The 17,200-nt window shown below is 69.8% G+C and carries 17 protein-coding genes; 3 read left to right on the top strand and 14 right to left on the bottom strand.

What is annotated here, in order from left to right; genetic code table 11:
• Positions 1–162 precede the first annotated feature (162 nt).
• From CRO12_RS12585 to CRO12_RS12560, 6 genes are all read right to left on the bottom strand, one after another.
• The gene (locus CRO12_RS12585) at positions 163–969 is read right to left on the bottom strand and encodes a transglutaminase family protein (RefSeq protein ID WP_097064434.1); all 807 of its coding nucleotides are present in this window, start codon (positions 967–969) and stop codon (positions 163–165) included.
• On the bottom strand, positions 966–1,901 hold the full coding sequence (locus tag CRO12_RS12580; protein ID WP_097065053.1) for an alpha-E domain-containing protein: 936 nt from the start codon (positions 1,899–1,901) through the stop codon (positions 966–968). Before CRO12_RS12580 ends, CRO12_RS12585 begins: the two co-directional genes overlap by 4 nt.
• Before the next feature lie 12 nt (positions 1,902–1,913).
• A complete protein-coding gene (locus CRO12_RS12575; protein WP_097064433.1) occupies positions 1,914–3,395 on the bottom strand; it encodes a circularly permuted type 2 ATP-grasp protein in 1,482 nt (493 codons plus the stop codon).
• 88 nt (positions 3,396–3,483) lie between these two features.
• Complete coding sequence (locus tag CRO12_RS12570) at positions 3,484–3,921, bottom strand: YybH family protein (protein ID WP_245858498.1); 438 nt, start codon at positions 3,919–3,921, stop codon at positions 3,484–3,486.
• On the bottom strand, positions 3,918–4,520 hold the full coding sequence (locus CRO12_RS12565) for a thioredoxin family protein (protein WP_097064432.1): 603 nt from the start codon (positions 4,518–4,520) through the stop codon (positions 3,918–3,920). The genes CRO12_RS12570 and CRO12_RS12565 overlap by 4 nt, the downstream gene beginning before the upstream one ends.
• 12 nt (positions 4,521–4,532) lie before the next feature.
• A complete protein-coding gene (locus tag CRO12_RS12560; protein ID WP_097064431.1) occupies positions 4,533–6,545 on the bottom strand; it encodes a protein-disulfide reductase DsbD family protein in 2,013 nt (670 codons plus the stop codon).
• 73 nt (positions 6,546–6,618) lie between these two features.
• Here CRO12_RS12560 and CRO12_RS12555 point away from each other — a divergent pair, with 73 nt between their 5' ends.
• A complete protein-coding gene (locus tag CRO12_RS12555) occupies positions 6,619–8,250 on the top strand; it encodes an alkaline phosphatase family protein (protein WP_245858495.1) in 1,632 nt (543 codons plus the stop codon).
• Positions 8,251–8,353: 103 nt separating this feature from the next.
• Here the strand turns inward: CRO12_RS12555 and mmsB are convergent, their stop codons facing one another.
• The 7 genes from mmsB to CRO12_RS12520 all read right to left on the bottom strand — a co-directional run bounded on the left by mmsB (position 8,354) and on the right by CRO12_RS12520 (position 13,822).
• Positions 8,354–9,235, bottom strand: a complete 882-nt coding sequence (gene mmsB / locus CRO12_RS12550; RefSeq protein ID WP_097064429.1) for a 3-hydroxyisobutyrate dehydrogenase — start codon at positions 9,233–9,235, stop codon at positions 8,354–8,356.
• Between the two features lies 1 nt (position 9,236).
• Positions 9,237–9,437, bottom strand: a complete 201-nt coding sequence (locus tag CRO12_RS12545; RefSeq protein WP_097064428.1) for a hypothetical protein — start codon at positions 9,435–9,437, stop codon at positions 9,237–9,239.
• Between the two features lie 102 nt (positions 9,438–9,539).
• On the bottom strand, positions 9,540–10,310 hold the full coding sequence (locus CRO12_RS12540; protein ID WP_097065051.1) for an enoyl-CoA hydratase: 771 nt from the start codon (positions 10,308–10,310) through the stop codon (positions 9,540–9,542).
• On the bottom strand, positions 10,307–11,350 hold the full coding sequence (locus tag CRO12_RS12535) for an enoyl-CoA hydratase/isomerase family protein (protein WP_097064427.1): 1,044 nt from the start codon (positions 11,348–11,350) through the stop codon (positions 10,307–10,309). The genes CRO12_RS12540 and CRO12_RS12535 overlap by 4 nt, the downstream gene beginning before the upstream one ends.
• Positions 11,347–12,492, bottom strand: a complete 1,146-nt coding sequence (locus CRO12_RS12530) for an acyl-CoA dehydrogenase family protein (RefSeq protein WP_097064426.1) — start codon at positions 12,490–12,492, stop codon at positions 11,347–11,349. The genes CRO12_RS12535 and CRO12_RS12530 overlap by 4 nt, the downstream gene beginning before the upstream one ends.
• The gene (locus CRO12_RS12525; RefSeq protein WP_097064425.1) at positions 12,489–13,430 is read right to left on the bottom strand and encodes a polysaccharide deacetylase family protein; all 942 of its coding nucleotides are present in this window, start codon (positions 13,428–13,430) and stop codon (positions 12,489–12,491) included. Before CRO12_RS12525 ends, CRO12_RS12530 begins: the two co-directional genes overlap by 4 nt.
• Positions 13,427–13,822: a RidA family protein gene (locus tag CRO12_RS12520; RefSeq protein ID WP_097064424.1), complete on the bottom strand. Its 396-nt coding sequence runs from the start codon at positions 13,820–13,822 to the stop codon at positions 13,427–13,429. The genes CRO12_RS12525 and CRO12_RS12520 overlap by 4 nt, the downstream gene beginning before the upstream one ends.
• A 55-nt stretch (positions 13,823–13,877) precedes the next feature.
• Here CRO12_RS12520 and CRO12_RS12515 point away from each other — a divergent pair, with 55 nt between their 5' ends.
• Positions 13,878–14,270 carry a hypothetical protein gene (locus CRO12_RS12515; protein ID WP_144033607.1) on the top strand — a complete coding sequence of 131 codons (393 nt, stop codon included), beginning with the start codon at positions 13,878–13,880 and terminating at the stop codon, positions 14,268–14,270.
• Between the two features lies 1 nt (position 14,271).
• Here CRO12_RS12515 and CRO12_RS12510 read toward each other — a convergent pair whose 3' ends face one another.
• Positions 14,272–15,768: a CoA-acylating methylmalonate-semialdehyde dehydrogenase gene (locus CRO12_RS12510; RefSeq protein WP_097064422.1), complete on the bottom strand. Its 1,497-nt coding sequence runs from the start codon at positions 15,766–15,768 to the stop codon at positions 14,272–14,274.
• A 118-nt stretch (positions 15,769–15,886) separates the two neighbouring features.
• Here CRO12_RS12510 and CRO12_RS12505 point away from each other — a divergent pair, with 118 nt between their 5' ends.
• A complete protein-coding gene (locus tag CRO12_RS12505; RefSeq protein ID WP_179641022.1) occupies positions 15,887–17,200 on the top strand; it encodes a methyl-accepting chemotaxis protein in 1,314 nt (437 codons plus the stop codon).

The following is a 17,200-nucleotide window of genomic DNA, read 5'->3' as shown; positions in this document are numbered from 1 at the left end:
CTGAGCCCATCCCCGTTCGTGCTGAGTAGCGACTGAGCCAAGGTGAAGGCGCGTATCGAAGTACGGGTTCGTGCGGCCATGCTTCGATACGGACCTTCGCGACGCTGCGTTCCGCAGCTACTCAGTCGCTACTCATCACGAACGGAGTGGTGGAGCGCGGGTCTACTGCCGCCCCAGCTCGGCGACCTGCACGTCGACGTCCAGGCACTCGCGCCCCTCGCCGAGCCGCGATCCCGCGACCGGCGCCGCACCCGCCGCATCCAGCGCCACCGCCACCCGGACATAGTGCTCATCGCTCGACAGGCCGCGCGACGGATCAAAGGCGAGCCATCCCAGCGCGTCGACATGGGCCTCCGCCCAGGCGTGCGGTGCGTGTCCCTCGCCGTCCTCGCGGGTGTGATAGCCCGACACGTAGCGTGCCGGCACGCCCTCCGCCCGGGCAAGGGCCACCAGCAGGTGGGCCAAATCGCGCGGGCTCGCGTGCTCGCGCCGGAACGCGGCCTCCGCACTCAGCCCGGTGTCGTTGCGCTCTTCACGGCACGCGAAGCGGGCGTGGAGCGCGCTGTTGAGCGCATGGAGCCGGGCGATCCTGTCCTCGCCCGGCGCGATCTCCTGCGCGAAGTCGCGCATCGCCGCGGACGCGCGGGTCCGGTCGGTCACCCGAAGAAACAGCGCCGGCGGCAGCGGCTCGATCACGCCGCGGACGAGACCCGCGTCCCCGGCGGTCAGCACCTCGCCGTGGACGGTGATCTCGATCGCGTCGATCGGTCCCTCGCAGTAGAGCATGGTGGTGCGATTGCCGAAGCCGTCCACCGCCTCGCGCAGCCGCGCGTCGCAGTCGACGCCGATGTGCCAGTTGACCACGGTCTGGTCAATCGAGTCCTGCGGTGTCAGCCGTAGCAGCTGCACCAGCCGCACCTGCGGCTCGGTGAAGCGATACCGCGTGCGATGGTCGACCGCGATCCTCATGAGAAACGGAACTGCCGGGCGATGGCGGCGTGGAGCAGTCCGTTCTCGCGAATGAACGCGGTCAGATACTCGTGGAGCCCGCGCACGATCACGTCGCCGGAGCGGGTCCGCTGCATCGCCGCGAGCCGCGCGCGCGCCATCCGGTCCGCCTCGCCGTGCAGGCCGGTGCGCTTGCCGAGCAGGGTCATGACCTCCACCGTCTCCTCGATGCAACCCGCCAGGCTGCGCGGCAGCTCGAAGCGGGTGGTCAGCAGGTCGATGACCAGCGCGGGCTTCAGGCCCTCGCTATACAGCCAGCGATAGGCGGTGACCGCCGACACGGTCTGGAGGATGGTGGTCCACTGGTCGCGATCGACGGTGCCGCCGACCCGCTCCCCCTTCGGCAGCAACAGGTGGTATTTAACGTCGAGCAGCCGCGCGGTGTTGTCCGCGCGCTCGATCGCGGCGCCCAGCCGGATGAACCACGTCGCTTGGTTGCGCATCATCCAGTGAATCGCCCCCTCAAACCCGCGGGTCTCCGCCTTGACCGCCTCGACCAGGGTCAGCGTCTCCATGGTGGTCGCGGGCTTGCCGCGGCCGTTGAAGATCAGCCACGCCCGGTTGATCGCAGTCCAGGCATCGCGGGTGAGCGCGGTGCGCACCGCCTTGGCGTTGTTGCGCGCCGCATCGAGGCAGGCAACGATCGACCCCGGGTTGGCCGGGTCGAGCGTCAGGAAGCGCGCAACCTCCATCGCCGCCGTCTCGGCGCCCGTCGCGGCGAAGCCGTCATCGGAATAGGTAACCGAGAGCGCAGAGGCCCAGGCCGCCTCGCCCGCCGGACGCGGCGACAGCGCGTCGAGCCGGATCGTCGCCTCCACCAGCCGCGCCACGAAGTCCGCCCGCTCGACATAGCGGCCGAGCCAGTAGAGCGACGCGGCGGTGCGGGAGAGCATCGGCACGGCGCGCTATCCCTGCCGCTGCGTCATGGCGCCGAGCGTCTGCTGCTGCGCGGGGGCGTCGCCCATCAGTACGAAGCTGTCCTTGGTACCGCCGCCCTGGCTGGAATTGACCACCAGCGACCCTTCCTTGAGCGCCACGCGGGTGAGGCCGCCCGGCACTACTTTCACGCCCCCGCGCCCGCTCAGCACGAACGGGCGGAAGTCGACGTGGCGCGGCGCCAGGCCGCGCTCGGTCAGCGTCGGCACGGTCGATAGCGCGAGCGTCGGCTGCGCGATGTAGCGCTCGGGCGTCGCCATCAGCGCGGCGCGGAACCCCTCTATCTCCGCACTCGACGCGGTCGGGCCCACCAGCATCCCGTACCCGCCGGAACCGTCGACCAGCTTGACCACCAGCTGGTCGAGATGGTCGAGCACGTAGCGCAGCGCGTCCGGCTCGCGGCAGCGAAAGGTCTGCACGTTCGGCAGCTTGGCATCCGCGCCCGAGTAGAAGCGGACGATCTCGGGCATGTAGCTGTAGATCGCCTTGTCGTCGGCGATGCCGTTCCCCGGCGCGTTGATCAGCGCGACGTTACCCGCACGGTACGCCGCCATGATGCCGGGCACACCCAGCAGCGAATCCGGGCGGAAAACCAACGGATCGAGATAGTCGTCATCGATCCTTCGGTAGATGACGTCGACCCGCACGCGCCCGCCGATCGTCCGCATCCAGACCACGTCGTCGTCGACGACCAGGTCGGCCGCCTCGACCAGCTCGACCCCCATCGAGTCGGCGAGGAAGCTGTGCTCGTAATAAGCGGAGTTGAAGTGTCCGGGGGTCAGCACGACGCAGACCGGCTCCGCACCGGCACTCGCCGGCGCGACCGAGCGCATCGTCTCCAACAGCATGTCGGGATAGCTGTCGACCGCCGCCACGCGGAAGTCGCGGAACAGCTCCGGGCACAGCCGGATCATCGCCTCGCGATTCTCCAGCATGTACGACACCCCGGACGGCGTGCGCGCGTTGTCCTCCAGCACGAAGAACTCGTCCGGTCCGGTCCGCACGCAATCGATCCCGCAGATGTGCGCCCAGATGCCGTGCGGGGGGCGCGTGCCGACCACTTCCGGGCGGAACTGCGGATTGCCGAGGATCAGCTCCTCCGGCAGCACGCCCGCGCGCAGGATCTCGCGCGCGCCATAGATGTCGTCCAGGAAGGCATTTATCGCATCGACCCGCTGGACCAGTCCTTCGCTCAGGCCCGCCCACTCCGACGCGGTGAACACCCGCGGCACGATGTCAAAGGGGATGATCCGCTCCGCCGCGTCGGCGTCGCCGTACACGGCGAAGGTGATGCCAAGCTGGCGGAACGTCGCCTCCGCCGCTTCGAGGCGGCGTTCGAGGTCGGCTTGCGGCGTGCGGTCCAGCCAGGCGCCGAGGGCGGCGAACTCGGGGCGGATGGCGTCAGGGCCGTCCTGCCCGCGGATTTCGTCGAACGCCTGCCCCGCTGCCATTACAGGCTAAAGTAACGTGTCCGTCATAAGTTGCATGGTGGGCAAGGATTGTGCGCTGCACAAGCGCCAATCGCGCGATTGACCGCCGTCAGCTGCTGTGATCGGCAACGATCTTCCACCCGCCCGCCTCGCGCGCGAACACCAGGCTGGTGTAGCCGCTCACCGGCTTGGCGCTCGGGTAGCTCAGCGTGTAGCGGGCAACGTAGAGCGCGTGCCCGGACCCCAGCATCCGGAAGTCGGCCTGCGCGAAGCTCAGTTGGCCGCGCTTCGCCGCGTCGGCGAAGTCGTAGGTCTCGCGATAGCGCTCGATCATTGCGGGCTTGCCGCGCACCAGCCCCTCGCGCGTGACGAAGCTTGCCGCGGCGCGCGACGAGTAGACCTTCATGAAGCGATCAACGTCGCCAGCGTTCCAACCCGCCGCGCTGTCCTCCATCGCACCGGCGATCGCCCGCTCGACCGCCGCCGGGGTTTCGGCGGCGGCGGCAAGCGCAGGCGCGAGAAGGACGATCGTTGCGAGCAGCGTCACTCGGCGTATTTGACCGAGCAGCCGTACGGCCGGGTCTCGGCCACCGACACCGGCTTGCCCGCCTTCATCTCGCCGAGCGCCGCCAGCACATGGTTGCGGGCGCCAGCGATGTCCGAGGCGTTAGACGTCGGCTTGTCGTCGATACCGCCCTGGTAGACGAGCCTGCCCGTGCCATCGACGATGTAGAGGTGCGGCGTGGTCTTCGCGCCATAGCCCTTGCCGACCACACCCTTGGGATCGAGCAGGTAGTTGGTCGGCGTTGCCTTGGCGCTCGCGACGAACGCCTGCGCCTCCGCCGGCGTCATGTGGCCCTGCTTGCCCGGCGCGGACGAGTTCACCGTCAGCCACACCGCGCCGCCGGCGCGCGCCTGCGCCTGCGTCTTCTGCATGTTGCCGCTGTTGTAGTGCTTCTGCACAAACGGGCAGCCGGGATTGTTCCACTCGATCACGACCGGCCTGCCGCGATAGTCGGCCAGCGACACGTTCTTGCCGCTGACATCGGTCAGGCGGAAGTTGCCGGCCGGCTGGCCGATCGTCTGCTGCGCGGCGAGCGGCGTCGCGGCGACGGTGGTGGCGAGAACAACGGCGAACAGGCGCATCGCGACTCTCCTTCAGCTTCCCCCGGCTCGGTCCATCAGCATCGCGCGGGTCAGCAGTTGAGGCAAGACCTCCGGCGTCGCGCTCCCCGGCTTGTACCACAGGTAGAGCGGAACGCCCGCGCGGTTGTGCCGCTCGATGAAGCGGCCGAGCGCGGGATCGCCGTCGGTCCAGTCGCCGACGAGCGTCGCAACCTCGCCGCCCTTCAGCGCCGCGCGGACGTCCGCCGTCTCGATCACCGCCTTTTCGTTGACCTTGCAGGTCACGCACCAGTCGGCGGTGAAATAGGCGAAGACCGGCCGTCCACTGGCCTGCAGCTCGGCCAGCCGCTGCTCGCTGAACCGCTCGCCGCCGGCGACCTCGGTCGCTTGCACCGGCGCCCGGGTAATCGTCGTCGTGACCGCCAGCGCCAGCAGTGCGGCAACGGCACCGGGCACCCACGCAGCCCCCCGGCCGCGGCCCTGCCGCACCCCCGTCCACCACAACCCGGCGGCGAGCAGCGCGGCGGCGGCGAGGCCGAGCGTCATGCCGTCTACCCCCGCCTGCCGCCCCAGCACCCAGGCGAGCGCAAGGGCGGTCGCGAACATCGGGATCGACAAGACATGGCGGAATGTCGCCATCCACGCGCCCGGCTTCGGCAGCGCGCGGCGGAGCGCGGGCACGAAGCCGATGAGCAGAAACGGCAGCGCAAGCCCGAGCCCCAGCCCGCCGAACACGGCAAGCGCCCCCCACCACGGCAGCAGCAGCGCGGTACCCATGGCCGCGCCCATGAACGGTCCGGTACACGGCGTCGCCACGAAGGCCGCGAGCGCGCCAGTCCCGAACGCGCCGCCCCGACCCTCCCCCGCCAGCCGGTTGGCGGCGGCCGGCGCGGCAAGCTCGAACAACCCGGCAAGATTGAAGGCGATCGCGGTGACCAGCAGCAGCAGCACGAAGATGACGCGCGGGTCGGTCAGCTGGAATGCCCAGCCGACACTCGCCCCGCCCGCCCGGAGCGCCAGCAACGCCGCGCCGAGCGCCAGGCACACCAGCACCACGCCCGCGGTATAGGCCACCGCCTCGCCCCGCGCGCCCGCGCCGCCGCCCTTGGCGAGGCTCAGCGCCTTGAGGCTCAGGATCGGGAAGACGCAGGGCATGATGTTGAGCAGCAGCCCACCCAGCACCGCTCCGCCGAGGGCAAGGAACAGCGTGCCAAGGTCGGCTGCACCGCCGCCGCTCGCCGACGCGACGACGCCGGGAGCAGCCGCGACCGCGAAGCCCCGCCCCCCGGTCGCGAGCACGCCTTCCAGGCGCGCCGGTCGCCCGGTCTTCGCGGCCGTCTCGATCAGCAGCGTGTCGCCTTCGCGCGTCACGGTCTGCGGCGCCGCATAGTCTAGCACGCCGTCGGTGAGCGGAAAGAAGTACGGGTCGGCGGCGTCGGCGCTCGCCGGGAACGGTACCGCGATCCGCAGGAGCCCGTTCTCGACCGCATAGGTCGCCGGGCTGCCGAGCGGCTTGGGCAGCGCGCGCCGCCACTCGTCGAACTGCGCGCGACGATCGGGCGCGACCGCGCCGTCGCCGACCGTCAGCGCTGTTTGCAGCGTCGCGCTCTCGGGTACGCAGACCTCGTTCGTGCAGACCAGGTAGTCGAGCTTGACCGACACCGGCAGCGCCGTGCCGGCCGCCAGCCCCGCCGCCAGCTTCAGCGTGACGAATTGTGTGAACGGCCCCTCGTAGACGTAGTTCATCAGGCCGGCGATCAGCAGGCGGTGCGGCACCGGATAGGCGATCGGCTCGGCCGTCACGCCTGCCGGCAGCGTCCAGGCCGCCGTTGTCTCCACCCCCGCATCACCCGGGTTCTTCCAATAGCCGTGCCAGCCCGGCTGCGGCCGCGAGACAAAGGCGAGCTGGACCTCGCCCCCCGCGCGCGGCACCGCCGTCTCCGGCACCAGCTCGATCGCGACGTGGCGCTCGCCCGGCGCTTGCGCCGCCGCCGGCAGCACCAGCAGCATCGCCAATGTCATCAGCACGAAATGGATCAGCCGCATGCGCGTCCCTTGCCGCCGCCGCGCCGCTTGCCTAGCGACCGGCGCATCTCCCTTGCCCGATCGGAGGCTCCGCGTGAAGCTCGCTCCCCTCGCTCTCGTCCTTGCCGCGGCGACCCCTGCCGCGGCGCAGACCGCCGCGCCGCCGCCCCCGCCCCGGCTGCTGGTCGTCATCTCCATCGACCAGTTCTCCGCCGACCTGTTCGCGGAGTACCGCGCGCAGTTCAGCGGCGGGCTGAAGCGGCTGCAGGGCGGTGCGGTGTTCCCGAGCGGCTACCAGAGCCACGCCGCGACCGAGACGTGTCCCGGTCACTCGACGATCACCACCGGCATGCACCCGGCGCGCACCGGCATCATCGCGAACGACTGGATCGACCTGAAGACAACCCGCACCGACAAGACGGTCTACTGCGCGGAGGATGAGAGCGTCTCGGGCTCGACCTCGTCCAAGTACACGGTGTCGGACAAGCACCTGCTGGTGCCGACGCTCGGCGAGCGGATGAAGGCGGCCAACCCGGCGAGCCGCGTCGTCTCGGTCGCCGGCAAGGACCGGGCGGCGGTGATGATGGGCGGTCACCGCGTCGACGAGCTCTGGTGGTGGGAGGGGAACGCCTACCGCTCCTACGCCGGGCGCGCGGTGCCGCCGGTAGTCGCGCGAGTGAACGAAGTGGTCGGCACCCGCTATGCCGCGCCCACGCCGGCGCTGCCAGTGCCCGCCGTCTGCACCGCGCGTGAGCGGGCGATCGACGTGGGCGGCGGCAAGACCGTTGGCACGCACCATTTCGCACGCGGCGGGAACGACGCGCGGCTGTACCGCGCTTCCCCCGAGTTCGACGGGGCGACGCTGACGCTCGCCGCCGGCCTGATCCGCGACATGAAGCTCGGGCAAGGAACCGCGCCCGACATCATCTCGGTCGGCGCGTCCGCGACCGACTATGTCGGCCATACCTATGGCTCGGAGGGTGTCGAGATGTGCACCCACCTGCTCTCGCTCGACCGTGACCTGGGCGACTTCTTCGCGGTGCTTGACCAGTCGGGGATCGACTACGCCGTCGCGCTCACCGCCGATCACGGCGGGCAGGACCTGCCCGAACGCCTCCGCGAGAACGGGATGCCGACCGCCGAGCGGGTCGATCCGGCGCTCACTGCCAAGACGATCGGCGAGGGGATTGCTGCCCGGCTCGGCCTCTCGGGCCAGCTGCTGTGGGGCGGCAGCTTTGGCGACATCTGGGTCGATCCCAGGCTTACCGCAGCGCAGCGGCGGCAGGTCATCGCGGAGGGCGTGAAGGCCTTCGCCGCGCATCGCCAGGTCGAGGCGGTGTTCACCGCCGAGCAGATCATGGCCGTGCCCGTGCCGACCACCCCGCCCGAGACCTGGACGCTACTCCAGCGCGCCCGCGCCGGCTACAATCCGCAGCGCTCCGGTGCGTTTGTGGTCGCACTTAAGCCCCGGGTTACACCGATCGCCGACGGGTCGAAGGGGTATGTCGCGACCCACGGCAGCTTCTGGGACTATGACCGCCGCGTGCCCATCCTTTTCTGGCGCAAGGGGATGACGCCGTTCGAGCAGCCGCTCTCGGTCGAGACGGTGGACATCGCCCCGACCCTTGCGGGGCTCATCGGCCTGCCGGTCCGCGCCGGGGAGATGGACGGCCGCTGCCTCGATCTGGTCGCCGGCGCGGGGACGTCGTGCCCGGCTACCAATTAGCCGTCACCCCAAACACGGCTGGCGTCCATGTCTGCTGGTGAGATAGGCTGACCTAGCGCGCGAGCGAAACAGACATGGATGCCAGCCTCCGCTGGCATGACGATCAATGCCGATCCAGCATCCGGATGATCCCGGAAAAATCGACCGCGCCGTTCCCCGCCTCCACAAAGCTGTCGTAGAGCTCGGTCGCCCTGGCCCCCAGCGGCGTGTCGGCATCGACGCTCGCCGCCGCGTCGAGCGCGAGGCGCAAGTCCTTCAGCATCAGCGCGCTCGCGAAGCCGCCCTGATAATCGTTGTCGGCCGGCGTCACGGGCCCGACGCCCGGCAGCGGCGCGTAGGCGTTGAGCGACCAGCACGATCCCGTGCTGACGCTCGCGATGTCGTAGAACTTCTGCGGATCGAGCCCGAGCTTCGCCGCCAGCGTCAGCGCCTCGCACGTCGCGATCATGGAGGAGGCGAGCAGCAGGTTGTTGCACACCTTTGCCGCCTGTCCGCTGCCGCTCGCCCCCGCGTGGATCACCGCCTTGCCCATGTCGGTCAGGAACGGCTCGGCGCGCGCAAACCCCGCCGCCGAGCCGCCGACCATGAAGGTGAGCGTCCCCGCCGCAGCCGCCGCGATGCCGCCGGACACGGGCGCGTCGACCATGGTGTAGCCGGCCGCACTCGCCAGCTCTCCCACCCCGCGCGCGGTCGCGACGTCTATCGTCGAGGAGTCGATCAGGATCGCGGATAAGGGCGCCGCACCCAGCACCTCGCCGGTGTAGACCGCCTCCACGTGCCGCCCGGCGGGCAGCATGGTTATCACCGCTTCCACGCCCTCGCACGCCGCCGCCGCGCTCCCGGCGGGCAGGCAGCCTGCACTTCTGGCGCGCTCCAGCGCTTCCGCCGACAGGTCGAACGCGCGCACGTCGTGCCCAGCCTCTGCCAGGTTGGCCGCCATTCCGCCGCCCATGTTGCCGAGGCCGATCACCGCCACCCGTGCCATGTCAATACTCCGTATTGCGTGAACGCCGCCACTTGAGGATGATCGCACCCACTGCCGTACCGGCGGGCGCGGTCATCAGCGATAGAACCCCGCAAGCTACGGCGATTGTGAGGAAGCCAGGGCTCCAGATCGGCACCGCATCAAGCGCGCTGATCAAGGTAACCGCGCCAGTCAGAAGCAGCGACACGGCCAAGACGATCACCCACCCCGCCTGCTGCTTACCAACCTGCCAATCAGGCCCAGGATCGCGCCTCCGATCAGGATGCCGCGCAAAAACAGTGTGGGGGCAGTATCCTCCATGTCGCTAGCGCCCCGTCCACTTTCCGGCACGCTTCTCGACGAATGCCGCCATGCCCTCGTTCTGGTCCTCGGTCCCGAACAGGGCGTGGAACAGGCGGCGTTCAAACTGCACGCCCTGCGTCAGCCCCATGTCGAATGCGGCGTTGACCATCTCCTTGTTGGCCTTGACCGCCAGCGGCGCCATCGCAGCGACCGTGGCGGCGGTCTTTACCGCTTCCTCGACCAGCTCGCCGGCGGGCACGACGCGGCTGACCAAACCGGCGCGTTCGGCTTCGGCCGCGTCCATCATCCGGCCGGTCAAGCACATCTCCATCGCCTTCGCCTTGCCGACAGCGTGAGCGAGCCGCTGCGACCCACCCATGCCAGGCGTCACCGCCAGCTTGATCTCGGGCTGACCGAACTTCGCCGTGTCCGCCGCCAGGATGAAGTCGCACATCATCGCGAGCTCGCAGCCGCCGCCCAGCGCGTAACCGGCGACAGCCGCGATGATCGGCTTGCGGGTGCGGGTGAACGCATCCCAGCCGGCGAAGAAGTCGTGGGAATACATGTCCGCAAAGCCTTGCGCCTGCATCTCCTTGATGTCGGCGCCGGCGGCGAACGCCTTCTCGCTGCCGGTGATGACCATGCAGCCCTGACCCGCGTCCGCATCGTAGGCGCGGGTCACCTCCAGCAGTTCGGCAAGCACCTGGCTGTTCAGCGCGTTTAGCGCCTTGGGGCGATTAAGCGTCACCAGCGTCACGGCGTCGCGCCGTTCGACGATGAGGGTCTCGGTCATGCGGGGGTCCACTCCTCGGAAGCAGGCAGGGGTTCGAAGATGCGGTCGATCAGGTGCTCGCTGACCGCTTCCAGCGTCGACGGGTCCCAGCGCGGCTGGTTGTCCTTGTCGACGATCAGCGCGCGGACGCCCTCGACGAAGTCGAGGCGCTGGACGACGTGGCAGACGACGCCGTACTCGGCCGCCATTTCGTCTTCGAAGGTCGCGCGGCCGCGGCCCTCGCGCACGACGCGCAGCGAAACCTTCAGCGACTGCGGCGACTTGGCGGCGAGCACCGCCTGCTGCTCCGCCGCCCACGCGCTTCCGTCCGCCGCCAGCGCGGCCATGATGTCCTCGACCGTCTCGCCGGCGAACAGGCGATCGATGTCGGCCTGATGCGCGAGGACGGACGCCTCACCGATGGGAGTCGCCAAGCCGTCGAGGATCGACTCGATCTCACTCGGACGCTCGGCAAGCTGATGCCTCAGACCGGGAACCTCGTCGCTCGCGACGTAGTGGGTCGCCAGCCCGAGCGCGACGCACTCCGCCCCGTTCAGCCGGTGGCCAGTCAGCCCCAGATACTCCCCCATCCGCCCCGGCAGGCGCGACAGGTACCAGCCGCCGCCAACGTCGGGGAACAGCCCGATCCCCGTCTCGGGCATGGCGAAGCGCGTGTTCTCCGTCGCCACTCGGAACCGAGCGGGTGCGGAGATGCCGACGCCGCCCCCCATCACGATGCCGTCCATGACCGCGACGATCGGCTTTGCGCAGGTGAACAGCGCGTGGTTTAGTTGATATTCCACGCGGAAGAAGTCGCGCGCGTGACGCGCGTCACCCCGCGCGCTGTCGGCGATCGCGCGAATGTCACCCCCGGCGCAGAAGCCGCGGCCCTCCGCATGGTCGATGATGATCGTCTCGACGCTCGTCTCCTCGCGCCACGCCTGCACTGCCGCGAGCATCGCACGGCACATGTCCATAGTCAGCGCATGGAGCGCCCTAGGCCGGTTCAGCCGAATGCGCCCGATCTTGCCCTCGACCTCGATCAACACCTCGTCGGTCATTGCCGCACCAGCTCGCGCCCGACGATCATCCGCATAACCTGGTTCGTCCCTTCCAGAATCGAGTGGACGCGCAGGTCGCGCCAGAACCGCTCGATCGGGTAGTCGCGCAGGTAGCCGTAGCCGCCGTGCAGCTGCAGCGCGCGATCGACGATGCTCGAACCATTGTCGGTCGCCAGCCGCTTCGCCATTGCCGAGAAGCGCGACTTGTCGGGCGCGTTCGCGTTCACCTTCGCCGCCGCCAGATAGAGCAGCGCGCGCGCCGCTTCCAGGTCGGTCGCCATATCGGCGAGCGTGAACTGCGTGTTCTGGAACTCGGCAACCGGCTGCCCGAACTGCTGCCGCTCCTTCGTATACCGGATCGACTCGTCCAGGCACCGCTGCGCCCCGCCCAGCGAGCAGGCGCCGATGTTGAGCCGCCCGCCGTCCAGCCCCGACATCGCGATCCGGAAGCCCTCACCTTCCGCGCCGACCAGGTTGGTGGCGGGCACGCGGCAGTCCTCGAAGATCACCTGCGCGGTCGGTGACGCATTCCACCCGAGCTTCTTCTCCGGCGCACCGAACGACAGGCCGGGCGTATCCTTCTCCAACACGATGCAGCTGATGCCGCGCGACTTCTCCTCCCCCGTGCGGACCATGCAGACGTAGACGTCGTTGTAGCCGGCACCCGAGATGAACTGCTTGGTGCCGTTAAGGACGTAGTGGTCGCCGTCACGCCGCGCGGTCGCCTTCAGCGCCGCGGCGTCGGAGCCCGACCCCGGCTCGGTCAGGCAGTAGCTGCCGATCTTCGCCATCGTGACCAGTTCGGGCAGGAAGCGGGCCTTGAGCTCCGCGCCGCCGAATCGCTCGATCATCCACACCGCCATGTTGTGGATCGAGATGAAGGCGGAGGTGGCGGGGCAGCCGTAGGCCATCGCCTCCATGATCAGCGCCGCCTCCAGCCGTCCGAGCCCGATCCCGCCCGCGTCTTCGCTCACGTAGATCGCGCCGAAGCCGAGCTCGCCCGCCGCCTTCCAGACATCCACCGGATAGTGGCTCCGCTCGTCCCACTCGGCGGCGAAGGGCGTGATCCGGTCGGCGGTGAAGCGCCGCGCGAGTTCCTGCACCTCGCGCTGGTCGTCGGTCAGGTCGAACTGGTCGGTCATGGCTTGGCACTCGTGGTGGGTGTGGGCGCGTGCAGCACGCGGTCGTCGAACAGGCGGGTCAGCAGCGCCTCGTCGTTGCGCTCGTACCAGCGCGGCGCGGGCAGGCCCTTCGCCCACGCGAGCATCTCGGTCAGCGTTCCCTGCGCTGACGGCGTGTCGTACCGCGTCGCTTCCTCCGCGATCGGATCGGCATAGGCGGCATCGGCGGTGACGATCTGCCAGCCCTTCGACTTCAGCGCCGCCACGAGATCGCCGATGTAGAGCGCGGCGAGGTCGGTCTCGTGCAGCAGCAGGACATGCGCGGGCGACCCTCCGGTCGCCTTGCGGGCGAGCGCGTCGGCGAACTCGGCGGCACCGACCTGCGTCTCGACATAGAGGTTGCGTAGAGCGGCGCGATCGATTGACTTTCCGTCCGCAACCGCCTTCACCGCCAGCGCCTCGAGATGCCAGTCGTAGCCGTCCGCGGTAACATAGCCGTTGCGGAGCCCCCGTGCGGCGAGCCCCGCACGCACGGCGTCGCGCTTCGCCTTATCCTTCCGCCCCTCGTTCAGATACGGGTAGCGAAACCAGGCGCGATGCCCCTTCTGTGTCCTGAGCCACAGCTCGGCGCGATCGATGTCGGCGAGGTACGCTTGCGGGGTCACATCCGAGAGCGCCGGGTGCGTCGCGCTGTGGTTCGCGAGCACGTGCCCCGCCGCAGCATAGGAGTTGATGCGGCGCTGGTCGGCGGCGGGATCGGTCATCTTGCCCGAGTTCACGAAGAACGCGGCCTGTCGCACGCCGGCCCGGCGCAGCCCGGCGATCAGCAGCCGGGTACGCTCATCCGGCGACAGGAACGCGCCTCTCCCACGCGGCACGTCGTCGAACGTCAGCGCGATCCGCTTCTGCGCCGCCGCGGGCACGCTCAGGAGCGCGAGGAGGGCGAGCAGCCACCTCACGCCGTCACCTCCGCTTCCGCTTCGATCTCGACCCGCCACTCCGGGCGGAGCAGGCCCGCGACCACCACCATCGTCGCGGTCGGGCGCACGTCGGCGAACCAGCGGCCATGCGCGCGGCCGACCGCGTCGGCGTCCGCGGCGTCGATCAGCAGCATGCGGGTGCGAACCACGTCCTCCGCCGCGCCGCCCAACTGCTCGATCGCGCGAACGATGACCGCGAAGCAGCGCTCGGCCTGCGCCTCGGCATCGCCGTCGGTCGAGCTACCGTCATCCTCGACCGGCGCCGTGCCGGACACGAGGATGCGACTTCCCACCCGGACCGCGCGCGCGAAGCCGATGCTCGCCTCATAGGGCGACGTGCTCTGCGTTCGCTGGCGATCGGTCCCGCTCATCCTGTTCCTTCCCGTCCAACCTTTCGCAACCAGTCGCCGCTACGCTGCCGCGGCGATGTCGGTACTTCTATTCTACGCCGTCCTGATTCTCGGCGTGGGGCTGGTCGCGGCTGCCATGGTCGCCCTTCCCCGCGTCGCGCTGCAATGGGCTCTCTCGGCCTATGTCCCGGCCTGGCTCCTCGTCCTGATCTCTCTCGCAGTATCCGTCGGCTTGCTTAAGCTGTTCAACCGCAGCTTCCCGGGCATGCTGTGGCTGACCGCCTTCGTCTTCCTCTTCACCATCGTCGACCATGTGGGTCAGATGTGGAAAGTGCTGGACGGGACCGGCCGCGCGATCCTGACGGTAGCCGTCGGCATCGCGCTCCTCCTGCTCACCGCCACGGTGCGGGCGAGCGGACCGATGTGGCCGGCCGCGCTGCTCATGCGATTGCTGGCGCTGCTGCGATAGGTCACCCCATCGTCGGAATGACGAAGGCGTTGCCCCCGTCACCCACCCCGCCATTCGGCCAGCGCTGCGTGACTGTCTTGACCCGCGTCCAGAAGCGTACGCCCTCCATCCCGTGCTGGTTGTGGTCGCCGAAGCCCGAACGCTTCCACCCGCCGAAGCTGTGATAGGCGACCGGCACCGGTATCGGCACGTTGATCCCCACCATGCCGACGTTCACCCGCGCGGCGAACTCGCGCGCGGCGTGGCCGTTGCGAGTGAAGATCGCGACGCCGTTGCCATACTGGTGCTCGGAGGGCAGCCGAACCGCCGTCTCGAAGTCGGGCGCGCGGACGATCTGGAGGACGGGGCCGAAGATCTCCTCCTGGTAGCTCCGCATCTGCGGCGTCACGCGGTCGAACAGCGACGGGCCGATGAAGAAACCCTGCTCGTGCCCCTGCAATGTGAAGCCACGGCCATCGACCACCAGCTCGGCGCCTTCGTCCACACCCGTCTGGATCCAGTTCTCCACTCGCTGCCTGTGCTGGGCATTTACGACCGGGCCATAGTGCGCCTCCGCGTCGGTCGACACGCCGACCCGCAGCGCCGCAATCGCCGGCAGCAGCTTCTCGCGCAGCGCATCGGCGGTCTTGTCGCCGACCGGAACCACGACCGGCAGCGCCATGCAGCGCTCGCCCGCACTCCCGAACGCCGCACCCGACAGGTCGGCGACGACCTGGTCCAGGTCGGCGTCGGGCATGACGATGCCGTGGTTCTTGGCCCCGCCCATGGCCTGAACCCGCTTCCCCGCCGCGACGCCACGCTGGTAGACATAGTGCGCGATGTCCGACGAGCCGACAAAGCTCACCGCGCCGATCGCGGGATGGTCGAGGATCGCGTCGACCATCTCCTTGTCGCCGTGGACGACCTGGAGGATGCCCTCGGGCAGTCCCGCCTCGCGGAACAGCTCGGCGAGGCGGACCGGCACCGACGGGTCGCGCTCGGAGGGCTTCAGGATGAACGCGTTGCCGCACGCGATCGCGACACCCGACATCCACAGCGGGATCATCGCCGGAAAGTTGAAGGGCGTTATACCCGCGCCAATGCCGATCGGCTCACGCATGGAGTAGACGTCGATGCCCGGCCCGGCGCCCTGCGTGTACTCGCCCTTCAGGACGTGGGGGATGCCGCAGGCGAACTCGATCACCTCCAGTCCGCGCTGGATGTCGCCCTTCGCGTCCGCCACCACCTTGCCGTGCTCGGAGGACAGCAGGTGGGCGAGCGCGTCCAGGTTCGACTCGACCAGCTCCTTGAAGCGGAACAAGACGCGCGCCCGGCGCTGCGGGTTGGTCGCCGCCCAGGCCGGCTGCGCGGCTTGCGCCGCCGCCACCGCCCGGTCGAGATCGGCCGCCGTGCCGAGCCCCACGCGTGCCTGCACCTGCCCGGTGTTCGGGTCGAACACCTCCCCGAACCGTGCGGCCGATCCGCCACCGCCTGCGATCACATGATCGATGTCACGCACCCGAACTCTCCCCATTTCGCTCTGTTCGTCGCGAAAGCGACGCTTTTCCGACGTTTGTCACGCGGCCGTCATCAACGGCAAAGCCTCTGTTAACCAACCGGGCATAGCGATCCGCACCATGCTCGCCGACGCGCTCACCGCTCCCGATCCCTCCGATGCGGCGTGGCTGCTCGATGCCGAGCGCGCACCGCCGTGGCTGGATGAGGGTGCGACCCTGCTCGGCGGCGTTGACTGCTTCCGCGACGATCCCGACCTCCGCCTGCTGCCGGTGCTCACGCCCGATCGCCGCCCGGTCGGTGCCATCTTCGAGCGCGACATGCGCCGGCTGCTGGCCAACCCGTTCGGCCACGCGCTGATGCGCAATCCCGCCTACGGCCGCAGCCTCGCCGGACACGTCAGGCCGTGTCCAAGCGGCGAGATCGCGCTCGGCCGCGACGGCTTGCTCGACCTCTACGCGCGCGTCGATGGCACGGAGGGGATGATCGTGACGCAGCACGGCCGGCTGTTCGCAGTTATCGCGCATCGCCGGCTCGCGGCAATGGAAAGCGACCGCCGGCTCACCGCCACGCAACAGGAGCTCGAACGCGCCCGCCGCCTGGCCGACGCCGTCGCCCGGTTCGAGCGGCAGACCGGATCGCTCGCGGCCGACCTTGCTGCCGTTGCCGACACGGTCGAGCATCAGGCCGCCGCCACCGCCGACCGTGCGGTCGACACGGGGGCGCGCGCGACTGCCGTCGCCGCGGCGACCGTCCAGACCACGCAGGCGGTCTGCGCCGTCGCCGAGCATGAGCGCGAGCTGTCGCGCGCGCTTGGCGAGGTGGAGGAGGCGTCCGCCATCGCCCGCTCCCACGCCGGCGGCGCGACGACGCTGGTGCGGCGAGGCAGCGAGCGCATCGCCGCGCTGTCCGACGCTGCCGGCGCCATCGACGGCGCGGTGGAGGAGATCGCCGGGATTGCCGCACAGGTCACGCTGCTCGCACTCAACGCCACGATCGAGGCGAGCCGCGCAGGCGAGGCCGGCCGCGGCTTCGCGGTGGTCGCGACGGAGGTGAAGCAATTGTCCGCGCAGACGACCCGTGCCGCCGCCGCAATCGCCGACCGGGTAGGCCTGATCCGCACCGCGGTGGGCGACGTCGCGGGCGAACATCGCGGCGTGGCGCAGGCGATCGACGCCGTCGGGGACGTCACCTCGCGTGTCACCGCGGCGGTCGCGAGCCACCGCCTTGCCGCCGCCGGGATCAGCCGCAGCATCGATGAGGCCGCCAGCGCCGCGAGCGCGATCCGCGACGACGTGGCGAGCATCGGCGACAGTGCCGGCGACGCCGCCCGAGCTGCCGACACGCTGCGCACCTTTGCGCAGCGCCTGAACGCCACCGCCGCCACCGTCTCGAACGAATTGACGGCGTTCCTTGACGAGGTGCGGCACGGCTGA

The organism is Sphingomonas guangdongensis (genome assembly GCF_900199185.1).
In the GTDB taxonomy this organism is placed as follows: domain Bacteria; phylum Pseudomonadota; class Alphaproteobacteria; order Sphingomonadales; family Sphingomonadaceae; genus Sphingomonas; species Sphingomonas guangdongensis.
Note: the sequence above shows the minus strand (reverse complement) of the source record. Positions and strands in the feature narration are given on the sequence as shown.